General features: G+C 41.3%; 17 protein-coding genes, 1 tRNA gene and 1 pseudogene. 13 read left to right on the forward strand and 6 right to left on the reverse strand.

Annotated elements, in window-relative coordinates; genetic code table 11:
• Positions 1-147: 147 nt before the first annotated feature.
• The 5 genes and pseudogenes from CLHUN_RS16600 to CLHUN_RS16615 all read right to left on the reverse strand — a co-directional run bounded on the left by CLHUN_RS16600 (position 148) and on the right by CLHUN_RS16615 (position 5,283).
• Positions 148-702, reverse strand: a complete 555-nt coding sequence (locus CLHUN_RS16600; RefSeq protein WP_080065758.1) for a GNAT family N-acetyltransferase — start codon at positions 700-702, stop codon at positions 148-150.
• Positions 703-828: 126 nt separating this feature from the next.
• Positions 829-1,043 (reverse strand): annotated as a pseudogene (locus CLHUN_RS21835) (IS1595-like element ISClba2 family transposase); the annotation flags it as partial.
• 94 nt (positions 1,044-1,137) lie between these two features.
• The gene (locus CLHUN_RS16605; RefSeq protein ID WP_080065759.1) at positions 1,138-1,716 is read right to left on the reverse strand and encodes a membrane protein insertase YidC; all 579 of its coding nucleotides are present in this window, start codon (positions 1,714-1,716) and stop codon (positions 1,138-1,140) included.
• A 272-nt stretch (positions 1,717-1,988) separates the two neighbouring features.
• The gene (locus CLHUN_RS16610) at positions 1,989-3,707 is read right to left on the reverse strand and encodes an AMP-dependent synthetase/ligase (protein ID WP_080065760.1); all 1,719 of its coding nucleotides are present in this window, start codon (positions 3,705-3,707) and stop codon (positions 1,989-1,991) included.
• A gap of 241 nt (positions 3,708-3,948) precedes the next feature.
• The gene (locus tag CLHUN_RS16615; RefSeq protein WP_080065761.1) at positions 3,949-5,283 is read right to left on the reverse strand and encodes a D-alanyl-D-alanine carboxypeptidase family protein; all 1,335 of its coding nucleotides are present in this window, start codon (positions 5,281-5,283) and stop codon (positions 3,949-3,951) included.
• 306 nt (positions 5,284-5,589) lie between these two features.
• On the opposite strand from CLHUN_RS16615, the gene CLHUN_RS16620 reads away from it, so the two are divergent.
• The 10 genes from CLHUN_RS16620 to dinB all read left to right on the forward strand — a co-directional run bounded on the left by CLHUN_RS16620 (position 5,590) and on the right by dinB (position 15,255).
• Positions 5,590-6,321 carry a ComEA family DNA-binding protein gene (locus CLHUN_RS16620; RefSeq protein ID WP_080065762.1) on the forward strand — a complete coding sequence of 244 codons (732 nt, stop codon included), beginning with the start codon at positions 5,590-5,592 and terminating at the stop codon, positions 6,319-6,321.
• 526 nt (positions 6,322-6,847) lie between these two features.
• Positions 6,848-7,609, forward strand: a complete 762-nt coding sequence (locus tag CLHUN_RS16625) for a fumarylacetoacetate hydrolase family protein (protein ID WP_080065763.1) — start codon at positions 6,848-6,850, stop codon at positions 7,607-7,609.
• Between the two features lie 480 nt (positions 7,610-8,089).
• The gene (thrS, locus tag CLHUN_RS16630; protein ID WP_080065764.1) at positions 8,090-10,027 is read left to right on the forward strand and encodes a threonine--tRNA ligase; all 1,938 of its coding nucleotides are present in this window, start codon (positions 8,090-8,092) and stop codon (positions 10,025-10,027) included.
• Positions 10,028-10,253: 226 nt separating this feature from the next.
• The gene (locus CLHUN_RS16635; RefSeq protein WP_080065773.1) at positions 10,254-11,210 is read left to right on the forward strand and encodes a glycosyltransferase family 2 protein; all 957 of its coding nucleotides are present in this window, start codon (positions 10,254-10,256) and stop codon (positions 11,208-11,210) included.
• Positions 11,211-11,270: 60 nt separating this feature from the next.
• Positions 11,271-12,065, forward strand: a complete 795-nt coding sequence (locus CLHUN_RS16640; RefSeq protein ID WP_080065765.1) for a thymidylate synthase — start codon at positions 11,271-11,273, stop codon at positions 12,063-12,065.
• The gene (locus CLHUN_RS16645) at positions 12,062-12,544 is read left to right on the forward strand and encodes a dihydrofolate reductase (RefSeq protein ID WP_080065766.1); all 483 of its coding nucleotides are present in this window, start codon (positions 12,062-12,064) and stop codon (positions 12,542-12,544) included. The genes CLHUN_RS16640 and CLHUN_RS16645 overlap by 4 nt, the downstream gene beginning before the upstream one ends.
• Before the next feature lie 325 nt (positions 12,545-12,869).
• Entirely contained in the window at positions 12,870-13,364 is a 495-nt protein-coding gene (gene infC, locus CLHUN_RS16650; RefSeq protein WP_242656544.1) for a translation initiation factor IF-3, read from the forward strand.
• An 18-nt stretch (positions 13,365-13,382) separates the two neighbouring features.
• Positions 13,383-13,580, forward strand: coding sequence for a 50S ribosomal protein L35 (gene rpmI / locus CLHUN_RS16655; RefSeq protein ID WP_080065768.1), 198 nt, complete (start codon positions 13,383-13,385; stop codon positions 13,578-13,580).
• Positions 13,581-13,598: 18 nt separating this feature from the next.
• Positions 13,599-13,952 carry a 50S ribosomal protein L20 gene (gene rplT, locus CLHUN_RS16660; RefSeq protein ID WP_080065769.1) on the forward strand — a complete coding sequence of 118 codons (354 nt, stop codon included), beginning with the start codon at positions 13,599-13,601 and terminating at the stop codon, positions 13,950-13,952.
• Positions 13,953-14,049: 97 nt separating this feature from the next.
• Positions 14,050-15,255 carry a DNA polymerase IV gene (dinB, locus tag CLHUN_RS16665; RefSeq protein ID WP_080065770.1) on the forward strand — a complete coding sequence of 402 codons (1,206 nt, stop codon included), beginning with the start codon at positions 14,050-14,052 and terminating at the stop codon, positions 15,253-15,255.
• Positions 15,256-15,283: 28 nt separating this feature from the next.
• Here the strand turns inward: dinB and CLHUN_RS16670 are convergent, their stop codons facing one another.
• Complete coding sequence (locus tag CLHUN_RS16670; RefSeq protein ID WP_080065771.1) at positions 15,284-15,997, reverse strand: flagellar brake protein; 714 nt, start codon at positions 15,995-15,997, stop codon at positions 15,284-15,286.
• 262 nt (positions 15,998-16,259) lie between these two features.
• Here CLHUN_RS16670 and CLHUN_RS16675 point away from each other — a divergent pair, with 262 nt between their 5' ends.
• The 3 genes from CLHUN_RS16675 to CLHUN_RS16685 form a co-directional block, all read left to right on the forward strand.
• A complete protein-coding gene (locus tag CLHUN_RS16675) occupies positions 16,260-17,051 on the forward strand; it encodes a lysophospholipid acyltransferase family protein (RefSeq protein ID WP_080065772.1) in 792 nt (263 codons plus the stop codon).
• Positions 17,052-17,138: 87 nt separating this feature from the next.
• Positions 17,139-17,215 (forward strand) — tRNA-Pro (locus CLHUN_RS16680).
• A 235-nt stretch (positions 17,216-17,450) separates the two neighbouring features.
• Positions 17,451-18,192, forward strand: a 742-nt coding sequence (locus CLHUN_RS16685) for a hypothetical protein (protein WP_133051118.1), incomplete at its 3' end; no start/stop codon positions are given.

Below are 18,192 nucleotides of genomic sequence, written 5' to 3' on the forward strand. Positions count from 1 at the left end.
CAATTTCAAACAAGAATTTTGTATCAAGCTTCCAATTTAATAAAATTGTACTCGCCCAAGTCAATAAATTTTGTACTGATATATTCAGCAATTCTGGCTTGGTTATCCATTGCTTTTTTACATTAAGCTGTGTTAGACAATATTGTCTCATTTTGCGTATTGTATTTGCTGATGAAACTCATCATCTGTTAATCCGTACAGGATTTCATCATAAAACTTACCGTCAACAAAAACTGTTTTCCTTCGACGTCCTTCAACTGCCAGCCCAATCTTTTCACAAAGTTTATTTGAAGAAGTATTATACTCATAAACACTTGCATTAAATTTACAAAATCTCATTTGGTCAAAATAATACCTTAATATTATTGACAAAGCCTCATAAGCATAACCTTTATGTTGATATTCAGGTTTAATAAACATTCCGCAAGTGAAAACTCCAACTCGTCTGTCTGTTATAGATGGAGTTGCCATTCCAACTTTATTATTATCATTGTCCACTATTATAAGAAAGGGACTATCGTTATCATTTCCTTTTAATGATTGATTGAGAGCAAAGTCCTTACTTGCATTTTGCGACATTGGTATCCTTATATCTGATTCATATTTTTGTATCGTTGCATCTTGAAGAGCCTCAAAAAACAAATCATAATCTTCTGGTTCAATTGCTCTTAATGTAATTTTCTCACCTTTCCAAAAATTCATGCCTGCACCCCTATATTAATATAATCATTACTTCACAATATCTTACAAATACAAAGTACTTGTTATTCTAATGCTATCTCCAATTATATGCATATGTCAAGCTTATGAAAATTAAACAAATATAGGCTGACGACCATTTAGTTTACCGTGCTTTATTATACTCTCAGCTTTACAATATGGACATACAGAACCACATGCGAACATTGATTCTCTGTAATCTTTCGGCAAGTTACGGGGCATTGTGCCTATTGCCATGATTTCGCCAATGTAATTGAATAATCATGTAGGTCATGTTCTGCTAATGAGGATATATCACTCTTAATTGTTGTTAGTGATGGCATAATAACACTCCCGTTAATTATTGCAGTACAACTATATCACAAATCGAACATATGTTCAAACAACAATTATATCTAACAGAGCTTTACATTAATGCTATTCAAACGGAGGATACTCTATATCCTTTTCGTGGTACCAAACTTCCTCCCCGCCTGCGAACATCACCAGAACCTTGCCGTCCTGGCGCTTTTCAATATATCCATACCGGTCGTAGTCTTCAGCCGTGTTTCTGTAGCTATCGGCTCCCTGAGTTCCTTTGGGAATTATAATATCCCTGACCTTCTTCCGGTTCTCCTTAGTATATTCCTCGGTTTTTGATTCATGTATCCATCCACGGTTGTTGGTAGGGGTATCATAGGTTTTGAAGGAGACAAACAGCCACACGTCATCTTCGCTGGTATATCCTGCAAACATTACCACCACCAAAGTGTCGGTGAGATTGCAGACCCTTGGTGCATCATCCTGCGGCATCCAAAGAATGGGGGCGGACGCGCTCACAAACCTGTAATGTTCACCATAGCCTATATAAGTCACAGACAGGGGAAAAACATTTTTTTCAGAAGCAACTGAATTACCGCTGCTGTCCGGAGAAGACGGCTTATTCTGGAATGCACAGCCGGAGTAAAGAGCAATAATGAGAACCAGGGCAAATATGATCTTTAATTTCAATTTCATAGTTTAACTCTCCTGTTAAAAAATTAGGATGCCATATGCCATTGAAGCACATCACTTATTAAAGCTTCACAAAGCCAATTACGGGAGCCAATGGTAACTGACTTTATTAAATTATAACATTTACTCCCAGGTATATTCCATAAAATAGAAAATGCCGGGCTAAAGGGATAAAACACTCCAATAGCCTGGCATTAAAAACCTCTTAATTTAATTTTTAACGGATAGGATTCCATATGGGATGGTATTCTGCACGAGTATGATTCATCAGCAGCCTATCCGATGTTCTCCACATATCTCTTGATTTTTTTGGTAGTAGTTTTGGCAAATTCCTCTTCACGAAGGGTGAAATCCTTGATTCTCTTGTACAGCGGCATCTGCTTGTTGATTTCCCTTATCTCCGAATGTAGGAGCTTGTAGATTTCCTCCTTGGAAATGATATTCAGGTGGAGCCTTTCCTTGATTTCATCAACATCCACTACTATTTGCGCATTTACTTCCGTCTCGCCGGATTCCTCCTCATAGCGGCCCCAAACAAGACTTTCCTTTACATAGGGACACTTGGCCAGGTAGGCTTCCACCTCTTCGGGAAATATATTCTTACCGTTTTTGGTAACTATGACATTTTTCTTTCTCCCGGTTATGAAAATATAACCTTCCTCATCAATGTAACCTAAATCCCCTGTATATAGACGGCCATTCTTAAGCACCCTGGCGGTAGCCGAGGGATTTTCGTAGTAACCCAGCATTACATTGTCTCCGGCTATCACAAATTCGCCTATACCGTCTTCACCCACGTTTTCAACCGTAATTTCAACACCTGCCAATGCCTTCCCGGCAGAATCGTGCCTGAAGCCGCGGTCGTTGTTAACCGATACGATGGGAGCACATTCAGTGAGGCCGTAACCCTGGACGATTCTTATGCCCATAGCGCACAAATCGTTTGAAACGTCAGGATTAATTGCGGCTGCACCGGAAATGACCAGCCTGACCCTGCCTCCGAATATATTATGAATCTGTTTGAAAATCTTCCTGCGTATATCAATTTTAAGAAAATAATAGAGTAAATTGCTGATTTCAATGGCAACATTTAATTTTAGCCTGCTTAACAGGCTCTTTGAGGCCTGCTTTATTATTTTCTTATGCATATTCTCCAAAATCAGCGGCACCAGCATCAATATTGTGGGCCGGGTTTCCTGCAGGTTTTGTACTATATATTTCAAGCCTTCATTGAAGGAGAAACAGCAGCCGTTAAACATCATAACAAGAAAATTAGCCGTACATTCATAGGTGTGGTGCAGCGGCAGAATCGAGATGGAACTGTCGGTTTCATCAAGATAGAGCATGGAGCATACCGACCTTACATCCGAAACTATATTTTTGCTGGAAAGCATTACACCCTTTGCCAGATCGGTAGTTCCCGAGGTGAATATCAAGGCCGCCATACTGTCAGGATCAATCACAGCATCCAGGTACCGCCTGTCGCCTTTTGCAAGAAGCTCTTTTCCTTTTTCAATGAGACCTGTCAGAGCAAGAACGTTTGGGCCCTCATCCGCTTCCAGATCCATGTTTATAAAAAATTCTATATTTGAATTTCCGGCGAGCTTAGCCATATCCTCCGCATACTTGGAGGAAAAAACAATGGCACTTGCCCCCGCTCTGGAAATAAGATTTTCAATTTCATTAAAAGGTAATTCCCTGTCAAGGGGAACCACCACACCCACGCCGCCTGTAACGGTCAGATAGGTTGTACACCACTCGGCCCTGTTTTGAGATAAAATAGCAATTTTCTTATCCTTAAGCCCCATATTAATAAGGGAAGTGCCTAAGGCATCAATCTCCTCTTTCAATTGGGCATATGTTTTTCCGTAATATTCTCCATTTTTGCCTTTGATTAAAAATGCGTCTCTTGGTCCAAACAGGCTTGCACTCTGAACCATCATATCTTTGAGATCATTGATTTTCCTGGTTTGGTAAATCGGTTCGGCTCTCATTGATTACACCCCTCTTAATAAGCAATAAATGCTGTTATTTTAACCCTTTATGTTTCCTATAGAGGAACAATTCAGGTCAGGACAGGAAATATTCCATTCCAGATATTACTAAAAGCAATTGCGGTTAAAAGCCTTTGCTTCCGGGCAAATTATGCTCTCAGCCGAAAGTAATTGACTTTAAACACATATAATAATATAAGTATATTGAAATTAAATCAATATATGAGGCAAATAAAATTCTTTATAGCTGCCATTTATGCCTTTGCTTTATTTTATAGTTTCTCCGTCTGGATATTTTTCTCAAGGTCTTTCTCAATATGAAGAAAAACAATATTACCGATAAGGCAATAGCAGTGTATTTGAAAACAGGCGATGAGGTTATTTTGTTTACATAAGCTTTTGATTTTGCCTTGAAACTCTGATCGATTGTTCTTGAGGAAACAATATCGACCTTGCCGATATTTATGCCGTCAAGAGTGTAAACAATGTTTCCCAGTACAGTACCCTTGGCAATGGGAGCCTTGAGCCCTTCCTTGATGGTTACCTTGTTATCAATCTTCCACAAGTTTTTGTCATTGGGAAGAATTGCCTGGACTTTTCCGTTTGTCACCAGGTCCAGCTTGCCGTCGTCAGAAGCGTCTTCCACAACAACCTGCCTGATTATCTCGTTCCTGTCAATTATCAACTGGCTGGAGTAGTTTTCATATCCGGCCCGCAGCAGGGTTTCGGTAAAATCGAATACAGTTCTGCCGGGCTTGTTGTTTACACCAAGTATGACTGAAATCAGTTCCAATCCGTCCTTGTTTACCGAAGATGCTACAAAATTGGCGCCCGCTCTCATGGTTGAGCCGGTTTTCATACCGGTAATGGTAAATTGATTTCTGTCATCTCCGGTATCAGGACCGTAATTGAAGGACTGACCAAGCAGTTTATTGGTATTGTTCAAAACATTCCATTTGTCGTGCTTATTTGTGGGAGAGAGCATATCCAGCTTCTTTTGGCCTATTATTTCACGGAAAGCAGGGAAAGTAAGGCATTCTTTTGCAATGAGCGCCAAATCCCTGGCTGTGGTGTAATGATCGGCGTCCTTCTCATATTCGTCAATACCGCAGGGGTTGGTAAAGGTGGAGTTTTTCGCACCCGCAGCGGCGGCGGTCTTATTCATTATTTCAATAAACTCTTTTCTGTCGGAGAAGAGATTTTCAGCTATAATGTTGGCTGTTTCGTTGGCAGAAACAATCAGCAGGGCATGCAGCAAATCCTCCAAGGTCATTTGTTCACCCGGAATGATACCTATATTCATACCGCCTACCCCTATGTCGGAAACAGCTTCCTGACTGGCCGTCATAACCTGGCTGAACTTTCCGTTTTTAAGTGCCACAAGGGCGGTAGCTATTTTAGTGGTACTAGCGGGTCTGAGACGGACGTCAGGATTGTATTCATAAAGAATACTGCCTGTTTTGGCGTCCATCAATATGTATGCTGCCGCATCAATATCCAGATCTTTACAATAAGCAGGCGATATCTGAAATGCAAGTATTATGACAAGAATAAGTGTGACAAGTGCTTTTTTCATATTTCCTCCTTAGTAAAATACATCTTCTATTAGTATAATGCATAAACAGAAAATTTGAAACCTTTCGACAATATTTGTTACATATATAGCCATATGACAAAAAATGTAATATAATATTAGTCAGGCAAGGCCTTTCTCATTTTTAAGGTTGTATGGTTCTTCATACAATTCAGATTCCCTGTTTTACAGATTGAAGCAAACAGTATTCCTCAATAGATTAATATGCTGTAGAAAACCCGAGTGTGCAAGCCCGGCTCTATTCAGGCTGAAAAAAATAAGTTATCCGGTAATTTGCAAGGAGGAAATATGGAAATATCATTTTTAGGAAAGCAGTACTTTATAAATAAAGCAGTACTTGCGGTATTGGCCGCACTGCTTATTTTGGGGGCAGGATTTTTTGGATACTACCTGCGGCAGGTATACAAGCCCCTGGAAGAACCTGTCATAGAAAAATCAGTTGTGAATGGGGAAAATTCAAACGCAGCCCTGGGGGAGAAAAACAGTGAAGAGGAGGCGGAGGCAGAAGCGGAAGAAAAGATAAAGGTTTATATTGTAGGCTGTGTAAACAAGCCGGGAGTGTATACCCTGAACAAGGGAGATGTAATAGAGGATGCTGTCCGGCTGGCCTCCGGAGCCACAAAGGAAGCAGACCTTGAGAATATAAACCTTGCATATCCTCTTACTGAAAATACCATGCTCAGGATCAGGCCAAAAGCATCTCCTGCCAAGGAGGCGGACAAGCCGACGGCAAAAGAAAAAATGAACAGCGGGGCAGACATTATTAGTGACAGTCTGGAAGCAGTGGTTTCAGACCCTGAGAGAGATGCAAAAAACAGCGGCAAAAGCAGCCTGGTGAATATAAATACAGCTTCGCAGACTGAGCTGGAAGGGCTGCCAAATGTGGGACCGGCTACTGCCAAAGCTATTGTTGACTACAGAGAAAAAAACGGAAAGTTCAAGAAAACCACCGATCTGATGAAAATAACGGGAATAAAACAAAAGACCTTTGAAAAGCTGAAAGATTTCATCTGCATCTAGGAATCCAATTCGGAAAAAGACAAAACAAAACCGGCTGTTCTAGGCCGGCTGTAAAATAATTTAAAGGAGGAAAATATAATTTAATTTTCATAATTATTATATAATTATAGCGGAGTAATTCAAATGGCATTAATAAACGATTTTATCAGTCGAATAAAGTAAAATAATATGCAACATTAACAATCATTTCATAAATAATGGCAAAATGAACACCAAAACAAGTATATATGTCAGCAATAAAGACACTGCAGGTATAAAAAAACCAAAGAGTAAAAGCTTAAATATTTTTTTGTGCCTGTGTTTTTTTAATCTTTTATATCTGGTATTTCTCAACTTCTGCCTCCGGAATGCCGTAGTCGGTGTATTTTTTAACAAGATTATTATTCCCAGGAAAGCAGGCGAATAGTCATAAGAAGCAGTGATTGGGGGCATTACTATTGCAGGGGTGATAACCGGGTGCTATAATTTTTAAAATACACTGTCAAATGGGGGATTACCGGAACAACCAGCCGGTATATGGAATAGTATGAAATATTTAAGATTTGAAGTTGACGGAATTGAAAAGTACGGGCTGCTGAATCAGGAAGAGATTACCGAAATTGAAGGCAGTATTTTTGACAGCCCTTCCGAGACAGGCACAAAATATAACCTGAATGACGTGAAACTTCTGGCACCTTGTAAACCTGGCAAGATTGTCGCGGTAGGCTTGAATTATGTCGCACATGTCAATGAATTTTCCGGCAGGGATATACCTGAAAATCCCGTCATATTTATAAAGCTGCCCCACACTGTAATCGGGCCGGGAGACATTATCAAGCTGCCCGGAGCCTCAAAGCGCGTGGATTATGAGGCGGAGTTTGCAGTGGTCATAAAAAAGCACTGCAGCAACATAGAGCCCCAACAGGCGCCGGAATATATCCTTGGGGCAACCTGTCTGAACGATGTAACGGCAAGGGACATTCAGAAGGCCGACGGACAGTGGACCAGAGGGAAAAATTATGAAACCTTCTGTCCCATGGGTCCATACATTGTAACAGGACTGGATTTTACCAGGCTGGATATAAAGCTGATTTTAAACGGTCAGGTGAAACAGCACGGGGATACCTCCATGCAGATATTCAAGACCAATGAGCTTATCAGCTTCATCTCCCGATTTATCCCCCTGGAACCCGGAGATGTTGTTACAACAGGTACACCGGAAGGGGTTGGGCCATTAAGGCCCGGTGATATTGTGGAAGTTGAAATAGAAGGCATCGGAAAACTGACAAACCGTGTGGCAGATGAATAGGAGCAAAGACCGCAGGCACATGTGGTAAAAGAATACAACCGGATGAGTATTGACACATAAAATATGTGAGAATATAATTAATATAATATTGTGGTATTGATATCAGTCAGGCGTATGTGAAGCCGTGAGGAGGATGGCACAGGCGCCCGGAAATATTGACAAAGGCGTTGATGAGAAGAGTACGTAAAAATGGGGTTTCAGAGACCGGATACATTAGCTGAAAGTAACCGGACCGGCCAATTTACCGAAGACCACCTCTGAGTCTTTTTCGTTGATTACGTTATAATCTGCGTATGATTTTTTATATGCAATGAGCTGCAAGTAGGGTGGAACCGCGAGATAACTCTCGTCCTTATATTAGTCTTTGACTATGGGACGGGAGTTTTTTATTGTCCTTTGAGGGTCAATATAACAGTATAACAGTAAATCAGTATGACTTGAATTTTAAATATCAGGATAATGTTGAAAAGGAGAAGAAAAATGATAAAAATTACTCTGAAAGACGGAAGTGTTCAGGAATACCAACAGGGTATTTCCATATTGGAGGTGGCGGAAGGCATCAGTGCCGGCCTGGCCAGGGCTGCACTTGCCGGTGAGGTGGATGGAAAGGTAAGAGACTTGAACTTCAAACTTGAAAAGGATTGCTCATTGAGCCTGCTGACCTTCTCGGACGAGGGCGGAAGATTTGCATACAGGCATACGGCCTCCCATGTGCTGGCTCAGGCTGTGAAAAAGTTATTCCCCGATGTCAAGCTGGCTATCGGCCCTGCCATAGAAAACGGCTTTTACTATGATTTTGATGTGGAAAAGAACTTTTCTCCGGAGGATCTTGCCAGACTTGAAAAGGAAATGGAAAAAATCATAAAGGAAGATCTTCCGCTGGAAAGATTTACTCTCCCGCGTGCCGAAGCAATCAGGCTGATGGAGGAGAAGGGCGAGCCGTATAAGGTTGAACTGATAAAGGATCTTCCCGAGGGAGAAGAGCTGTCCTTCTACAAGCAGGGCGACTTTGTGGACTTGTGTGCAGGACCGCACCTGCCCTCCACAGGAAAGCTGAAGGCTATCAAATTAATGAGTGCGGCAGGTGCATACTGGAGAGGCAATGAGAAAAACAAGATGCTCCAGAGAATATACGGTACTGCCTTCCCAAAGAGAAGTGAACTGGAAGAATACATTACAAGGCTTGAGGAAGCCAAGAAGCGTGACCATAACAAACTTGGAAGAGAACTGGAGCTGTTTACTACTGTTGAGGAAATAGGACAGGGTCTTCCGCTGCTTATGCCCAAGGGTGCAAAAATAGTTCAGACTCTCCAGAGATTTGTTGAGGATGAAGAGGAGAGAAGAGGCTATGTGCTGACTAAAACTCCTTTTATGGCTAAAAGCGACCTGTACAAATTATCCGGCCACTGGCAGCACTACAAGGACGGCATGTTTGTGCTGGGAGATGAGGAAAGGGATGAAGAGGTAATGGCATTAAGGCCTATGACCTGTCCTTTCCAGTTTATGATATACAAGTCAAAGCTCCACAGCTATCGCGACCTTCCCATAAGATACGGAGAGACTTCAACTCTTTTCAGAAATGAAGCCTCTGGAGAAATGCACGGCTTGATACGCGTGCGCCAGTTTACCATTTCCGAAGGGCATCTGGTATGTACGCCCGAACAGCTTGAAGAAGAATTCAAGGGTGTTGTGGACCTTATAAAGTATATGATGGAGACTCTTGGCATACAGGATGATGTAACCTACAGGTTCTCAAAGTGGGATCCCAATAATAAAGAGAAATACATCGGCAGCGCCGAGGACTGGGAGGATGTCCAGGGTAAAATGAGAACCATTCTGGACCACCTGGAAATCGATTATAAGGAAGCAGAGGGAGAAGCCGCCTTCTATGGTCCGAAGCTGGATATCCAGTTTAAGAACGTGCATGGAAAAGAAGATACCATCATAACCGTACAGGTTGATTTCGCCCTTGCAGAGCGCCTGGATATGGTTTATATCGATAAAAACAATGAAAAGAAGCATCCGTATGTCATACACAGGACCTCCATAGGCTGCTATGAAAGAACGCTGGCCATGCTGATCGAGAAGTATGCCGGTGCCTTCCCCGCCTGGCTGTGTCCTGTTCAGGCAAAAATACTTCCTCTGGTGGAAAAGCATCATGACTTTGCCCAGAAGGTATGTCAGACGCTGAAGGACAAAGGCGTCAGAGTTGAAGTGGACTACAGGAACGAAAAGATCGGGTACAAGATAAGAGAAGCACAGATGGAGAAAATACCCTATATGCTGGTTATCGGCGATAAGGAGATGGAAAACGGTGCTGTGGCCGTAAGATCAAGAAAAGACGGCGACCTGGGAACCATGCAGGCTCAGGAATTTGTTGACAAGATCGTTGAAGAAATCAGAACCAGAGCAAGATAAAGAGTTGTAAACCTAAAAAAGGGCATCCGAAAACGGATGCCCTTTTGCAATAGCCTTCACATATTAAATGCAATATGGATAACTATTTTGTAATATAACCTGCCGGAAATGACAATAATCTCTATTGTATGATATAATGTTTTCGGTGTTTTTTTGTTTTATTTAGGGATTAAATACATACAAAATTTAAAATAAGTCTTTTATAAGGAGGCTTATGGAGGAGAATATGGCAAAGAAGCTTTTATCAGTCGTGGTTCCTGTCTACAATGAGCAGGAGGTAATAGATGAGACTTTCAGGCGTCTGTCTGCAACATTTAAAGACTACTTCATGGACATTGAGTATATTTTTATTAATGATGGAAGCAAGGATAATACATATTTCAAGCTTAGGGACATAGCCTCTTCAAATAAGGAAGTACGTGTTATCAACTTTGCCAGGAATTTTGGACACCAGATTGCAATTACAGCCGGAATGGACTATGCAAAGGGAGATGCCATAGTTATAATAGATGCGGATTTGCAGGACCCTCCCCAGGTTATTCTGCAAATGGTGGACAAGTGGAAGGAAGGCTATCAGGTGGTATACGGCAAAAGGCTCCAAAGAGAAGGCGAGACCTTCTTTAAAAAGCTTACTGCCAAGGTTTTTTACAGGTTCCTGGACAGTATGACCGATGTGAAGCTTCCTGTTGATGTGGGAGATTTCAGGCTCATTGACAGAAAAGTATGCGATGCGATGAAATGCCTGCCTGAAAGGTCAAGGTATGTAAGAGGCCTGGTAAGCTGGGTGGGCTTTAGGCAGACCAGCGTTGAATACCACAGGGAGAAGCGCTTTGCAGGTGAAACAAAATATCCCTTGAGTAAAATGCTGAAGCTTGCAGGGGACGGTATATTTTCTTTTTCCTACAAGCCGTTGAAGCTGGCAACATTTTTGGGCATGCTGGTTTCAGCTTTTAGCTTTATCTATCTTATTATTGTTCTGGTGCAGAGGATAGTGAAGAATGATGTTGCTTCAGGCTGGGCCTCCTCCATGGCCGTATCCCTGTTCCTTAACGGAGTCATGCTCATCGTCATAGGAATTATGGGGGAATATGTAGGCAGGATATATGAAGAGGTTAAAGCAAGGCCCTTATATGTGGTTGGAGAATTAATGGGCTTTGGGGAAGACAGGGACAAACAGGAATAAACGGGCAGGACAAGCTTATGCAGGTTTAAATGTTACTTTAATTAATGGGGGGTTGAATTTATGAAACAATATCTGGAACTGTGCAGGCACATATTGGCAAACGGCACAAAAAAGGAAGACAGAACCGGGACAGGCACTATCAGCACCTTTGGCTATCAAATGAGATTTAATCTTCAGGAAGGCTTCCCGCTTTTGACGACCAAAAAGCTGCATTTAAGGTCTATAATCCATGAGCTGCTTTGGTTCATAAAAGGTGAGACAAATATAAAATATCTGAAAGACAACGGAGTATCCATATGGGATGAATGGGCGGACGAAAATGGCGAGCTGGGGCCGGTGTACGGACATCAGTGGAGATCCTGGGGCACTGCCGACGGAAATCAGATAGACCAGCTCAGCCAGGTGATTTCTCAAATCAAGAACAATCCGGATTCCAGAAGAATTATAGTTTGCTCCTGGAATGTGGGAGAATTGAATAAAATGGCTCTGCCACCCTGTCATTGCTTTTATCAGTTTTATGTGGCAAACGGCACACTGTCCTGCCAATTGTATCAGCGAAGTGCGGATGTTTTTATCGGTGTGCCTTTCAACATAGCCTCATATGCCTTGTTTACCATGATGGTTGCACAGGCATGCGGTTTGAAGCCCGGTGAATTTGTCCATACTCTGGGAGACGCACATATTTACCTGAACCATCTGGAGCAGGTTGACCTTCAGCTTTCCAGAGAGCCGAGAGGCCTGCCAAAGATGGTAATAAATCCTGAGGTCAGGGATATCTTTAACTTTAAGTTTGAAGACTTTACACTGGTGGACTATGACCCGCATCCACATATAAAGGGAGCTGTGGCCGTATGATATCAATGATTTGGGCCATGGGCAGAAATAATGCTCTTGGCTGTAAAAACAGGATGCCCTGGCATCTTCCGGCGGATTTTGCCTACTTCAAGCGCACAACGCTGGGAAAGCCGGTGATTATGGGCAGAAAGACCTTTGAGTCCATTGGAAAGCCGCTTCCGGGCAGAACCAACGTGGTTATAACCAGGGATTCGAAATTCAGGCCCCAGGGGTGTATAACCGTGCATTCAATAGACAAGGCAAAAGCCTTTGCAGCCGGCGGAGAAGCTTTTATAATTGGCGGTGCGGAAATATACGGTGCCTTCCTGCCCGTTGCGGACAAATTATATATAACTGAGATAGATCATACTTTTGAGGCGGATACATATTTTCCCGGAATAGATTATTCAAAGTGGAAGCTTGTCTCAGAAGAGCCGGGGCCCAAGGACGAAAAAAATCCGTACGACTACCGGTTTCTGGTGTATGAACGGGCAGACTGAATATTCACAGCTTAAAGCAGTTGTAATATTCGTACTGAAGTAAGTAATTAAAAAAATAATTTGACAAGGAAATGGCTTTTTGTTATCATATTAATGCAAAACAAGAAGAAGTATTCCACTTCTCACCTGGCGAATTTTGATTTGCAGGGTTAATATCGGTTAAAAAGGCAACAAGCTGCCTTGGTGCGTTTTTGCATAATGACTGAGATTAATAAGTGGATGCTGCTTTTATCCACTTTTTTTATTGTCTAAAATTATTAAGGATTTGAAGTGAAACTTCTGCCTATTATATTCGGAGGTGTCAGTTATTAGCAAAAATGAATTAATGATCAATGAGGATATCAGGGACAAAGATGTCAGACTTATCGATAATGATGGTACCATGCTTGGTATCATGGCGACTAAGGAAGCCCAGAAACTTGCTGTTTCTAAGAATCTTGACCTGGTTAAGATTGCTCCGCAGGGAGTGCCGCCTGTTTGCAAGATAATGGATTACGGCAAATACATGTTCGAGCTTGCCAAGAAAGAGAAGGAAGCAAGGAAGAATCAAAAGATCATAAGCATAAAAGAAGTCAGAGTATCTCCTTCGATAGAGGATCATGATTTTGAATTCAAGGTCAAGAATGCATACAAATTCTTGAAGGATGGAGACAAAGTCAAGGTTTCAGTAAAGTTCAGAGGAAGAGAAATGCATTACACCTCAATAGGCATTGAAATTCTTGATAAGTTTGCAGAATTAGTAAAAGATGTTGGAACAGTTGAAAAGAAACCAAAACTTGAAGGCAAAAGTATGATAATGATACTTAATCCAAAGCAGTAGGATAGGAGGAGAATAAATATGCCAAAGTTAAAGACTCATAGCGCATCAAAAAAGAGATTCAGAGTGACAGCTACAGGAAAGATCAAGAGAGGTCAGGCTTGGAGAAGCCATAGACTCGTTTCCAAGGCTACAAAAGCTAAAAAGCACCACAGGTTGGGTGCATACGTTTCAGCTGCTAACGAAGCTGCAATTAGAAAACTTATTCCATATAAATAAGAGGGAGGACGAAGGTTTATGGCAAGAGTTAAAGGTGCGATGAGAACTCGCGCAAGACATAAAAAAATATTGAAGCTTGCAAAAGGATATTTTGGAGCAAAGAGCAAGCTCTTCAGAATGGCCAATCAGGCTGTAATGAAATCTTTAAACTACGCATTCAATGACAGAAGAGCGAAGAAGAGAGATTTCAGAAAGCTTTGGATTGCCAGAATAAATGCTGCTGCAAGAATTAACGGTTTATCCTACAGCAGATTTATCAGTGGATTGAAGAAATCAGGAATCGAGCTCAACAGAAAGGTTCTTGCTGATATGGCAGTGAACGATGCCACTGCATTTGCACAGTTGGCTGAGCTGGCAAAATCCGCAAAATAAGAAATAAGGTTTTTACAGGGAGTATCTTTTTGACAACCAAAAAGATACTCCTTTTTAGCAGTTGCAAAGCTTTATTTTCATGCTTGGAAGGGTGTTTATGAGTAGAGTTGTTTTTTTAGTGGATATGAATGCTTTTTTCATAAGCTGTGAAATGTCAAGAAAGCCCGAAATCTCAGGAAAACCTGCAGCGGTTGCCGGTGATCCCAAAAACAGGTCGGGCATAATCCTGGCCGCAAACTATGAAGCGCGTAAATTCGGTGTGAAAACCACAATGGTTATTCACCAGGCGTTAAAGCTGTGCCCCGGCATGGTTCTTGTGCCTCCCGACCATCATTATTATGAAGAAAAATCAAAAGAGGTAATGTCACTGCTGGGAAACTATTCACCAATTGTGGAACAGAACAGTATTGACGAAGCCTGGCTGGATATGACCGGAACGGAAGAACTTTTCGGAAGCCCTGTTGAGGCTGCCCGCAGAATTATGACCGATATAAATGAAGGCCTGGGGCTGTGGTGTTCGATAGGAATTTCTGAGAACAAGCTGCTGGCCAAAATTGCTTCAGAGCTTAAAAAACCCATGGGAATAACGGAATTATGGTTAAAGGACATAAAGCAAAAGCTGTGGCCGCTTAAGGTTACAGACATGTATGGAGTGGGCCGGCAAACAGGCCTTAAGCTCAATAATCTGGGAATTGTCACCATAGGGGACCTGGCAGGGTATGAGCCAAAAGCACTGACCAGGCTGCTGGGGAAAATGGGAGCTGAGCTTCACGCCAGTGCAAACGGACAGGACTATTCGCCCGTAACACCACGCAGCACTGGTGAAATGAAATCCATAGGCAGGTCCACAACCCTATCCGAGGATGTTACCGATGTAGAGGCTATAAGAAATATATTTTACGAATTGTGTGAGGAAGTGGGCTTCGATGCAAGAAAGCACAATAAAAAAGCAGGAACGGTTCAGATTACCATCAAATATTCGGATTTTCAGAGTATTACAAGGCAGACAGGAATTGAACCTACTTTTTTGACCAGGGAAATATTTGAAAAGGGTTTTTCTCTGCTGAGCCATAACTGGAACAGCTTTCGTCCGGTAAGGCTCATAGGCATAAGTATAACCGGTTTTGAAAGGGAAGGCCATTCCAGGCAGCTTTCACTGTTTGAAGAGGACAACCTGCAAAATCAAACCGAAAAAGAGGAAAAGCTGGAAAAAGCAATAGATGACATAAGAACAAGACATGGTTTGACTTCCATAACAAGAGCAGCTCAGATCAAAGATAAAAACAAGTACAATAAAAGCTAGTACAAGTCGGTTGAAACAGGCCGTTGGCCTACTTCAACTTTGCTTGCATGGTGTTTTTCAAAATCTGTCTCTGCTTTTCAAAAATATATCTGGTCAAAATATCTGAATCTCTTGGAGAAATTTTAATATAATGCAAGCCTACCTCATATCTCTTATTCTTTTCACTGACATTCCTGATAACCTGGGCAAACACCCTTATGATGGCCGAATCCTCAAGGTTTATGCTTATGTCCAGTACCGTGCGCGGGTCCAGAGCCTCCTCAAGAATCATACAAAAGCCGCTTCCGCTGATGTCTTTTGTATAGGCCGGCTTTAGCTGGGTTTCATCCAGCTTTTCGAATTCAAATTTGTCAGTGCTTATAAACTGCTGGTCAATTATCTTATACTGGCAGTTAAGTACCACGTCAAGCCTGTAAAAGCGCCTTCTCTGAATCTTGTTGAAATCGCTTATGATAGTTACATCAAATATATCAAGAGCTCCGTTTTTTTTGTGCCCTTTGACCTGGCCTTTGAAGTAAAGAAGTTCATGTCTCTCATTGAGGTAATATATAATTATCTTGGAATCTCTTGAGAGAAATTTAAATCTGCCTTCCCCCATAGGTGAAGCTATGCTTATTGTATTATCATCAATAACATCAACCAGTTGGCTCACGTAGCTGGTGGTTGATTCATCATCTTTTTTATAGGATTCAGGTATTTCAATCTCTAATTTAGTACCAATTTTGATGTCTTTAGCGTTCATTAAAAATCTCCATATCAACGTAATAGAATAAAAAAACCAACATGTCCTTAAGTACATTATATTCTAAAAAAAGGGATTTTTCAGTAAAAATATTAAAATAATAATAAAAATTATTTGCTGCAACCAGTTAAATTTTGCGACATTAATCATATAATAAAGTGAAGAAGGCTTTAACTGTGGACATGCGGCAAAATGTGATATATAATATTCCCTGGCTGTCGGAGCGTTATAGCTAATCAACTTAATTGGATGTGATTATATTATGGACCGGTTTTTCACTGAAAATAAATATGAAACAAAAGGAAACAGGAGAAACATATTTGACAGGCTTTTTTTAAATACCAGATGGTACTTTGTTTACGGCTATGTCAAGGAAGTCATCAAAGGAAGCAGACTGGCTCTGAAAAACAAATATGATACTGCCCAGTGGGCACATTCCAGCTACAGGATAGCTAAGAACATAGAGAAAAGCGGAGGCAGGTTTTTTATTGACGGTATTGACAACATAACAAAGGTTGAGGGCCCTGTGGTTATTGTAAGCAATCATATGAGCACACTGGAAACCTTTGTATTTCCAAGTATAATTTGTCCCCTGAAGGAATTTACCTATGTGGTTAAGGACAGCCTGATAAACATGCCGGTCTTCGGACGTTTAATGAAAAGCCGCAATCCTATCGTGGTCTCCAGAAAAAACTCCAGACAGGATTTGCTGAATGTTATAAAGCAGGGCAAGGAAAATATCGAAAAGGGCATATCCATACTGTTGTTTCCCGAGGGTACAAGGCAGGAGAGCTTTAACCCTGAGAAATTCAATTCCTTAGGCGTAAAGCTTGCAAAAGAAGCCGGTGTTCCTGTAATACCCGTTGCAATAAAAACGGATTTCTGGGGCAACGGGAAGCTTATAAAGGATATCGGGCCTATCCGCAGGAAAGAGCCTGTCTGCATAGCTTTTGGCGAGCCTGTTTATATAGAGGGGAACGGCAAGGCGGAAAACAGGCAAATTATTGACTATATTTCACAAAAGGTTGAAGAATTCAAAACATATAAGGTATAAAAATATTAATGCAGAATGTTAAATTAAATAGACTTTTGGGCTTGTCAAAATGCAATCTTCGTACTAAAATATATAGATGAAGCGTTTCGGGAATTAGCGCAGTTTGGTAGCGCGCTTGGTTCGGGACCAAGAGGCCGGGAGTTCGAATCTCCCATTTCCGACCAGAAGGCAGCAGCTTTGGAATATTTTCCAGGCTGCTGTTTTTTTATGTCTGAAAAGCGGATGCCTTTCAAAGCAGTTTGAAATTTGCATCAAGAATTTATTGAATTTAATAGAAAAATATAGTAAAATTAGCAAAAATAATAAATAATGTACAATTTTATCAATTAGGTTTCGCATTATTCCCTTCACAAAAAACAGCTTTACCACAGTAAAACATTTCAAAAGGAGAATCTTAAGATGAAAATTTTAAGAAGTGCAGGACGCAGGCTTGTCACACTTATTCTTATTGCAAGCTTGCTTGTTACGGCCACACCCGTTGGTGCGGCAAATGACAAAAATGAAAATATTAATGAAAGCTTTATAACCGCCATAAATTCCATTGAGAGTTTCAGCGCTGCCCCAAGGCAGGAAATAAAAATAATCACCGATTATCTGAGTATTGATGCAGATTCTCTTATAGTAGCCGAAAAGCAGGGCTATTCCGTACAGGATTCCATATCGGTTGCGAAAATCAGAGAAAATACCGACTTGACCTATGAGGAAATAAAACAGGGCATAAGCAGTTACAGCAGCATTTTTGATTTCCTCATTGCTATTGAACAGTATAAGGGCGTAATTGAAAATTGGAAATTCTCAGCCCGGACCATTTCCGGACTTAAAAAATGCCTCCTTATGAAATACAGCATGCTGAACATCAGAGATGCCGCTATTATCTCAGAGCTTTTTAATTCAGAGGTTTTTGAGGTGGCAAGGCAGAATGCCGATAGCAGTATTTTTGAAGGCCTGCCTGATAGTTGTACATCAGAAGAAGTGACGGGTGTATATGCCTTCCTGGCAAAATATAAGATAAATCTTAATTGGTTTTTGGATTATACAGAAAAGAACAATATTAAGTGGAAGGACTTTTATGCCAAGGTGGAGGCATATTTCACGGCTCACAGCCAAAAGGCAGCCTTGGATGACCTGACTGAAAAGACCG

It is taken from the genome of Ruminiclostridium hungatei (assembly GCF_002051585.1).
Lineage (GTDB): Bacteria > Bacillota > Clostridia > Acetivibrionales > DSM-1351 > Ruminiclostridium > Ruminiclostridium hungatei.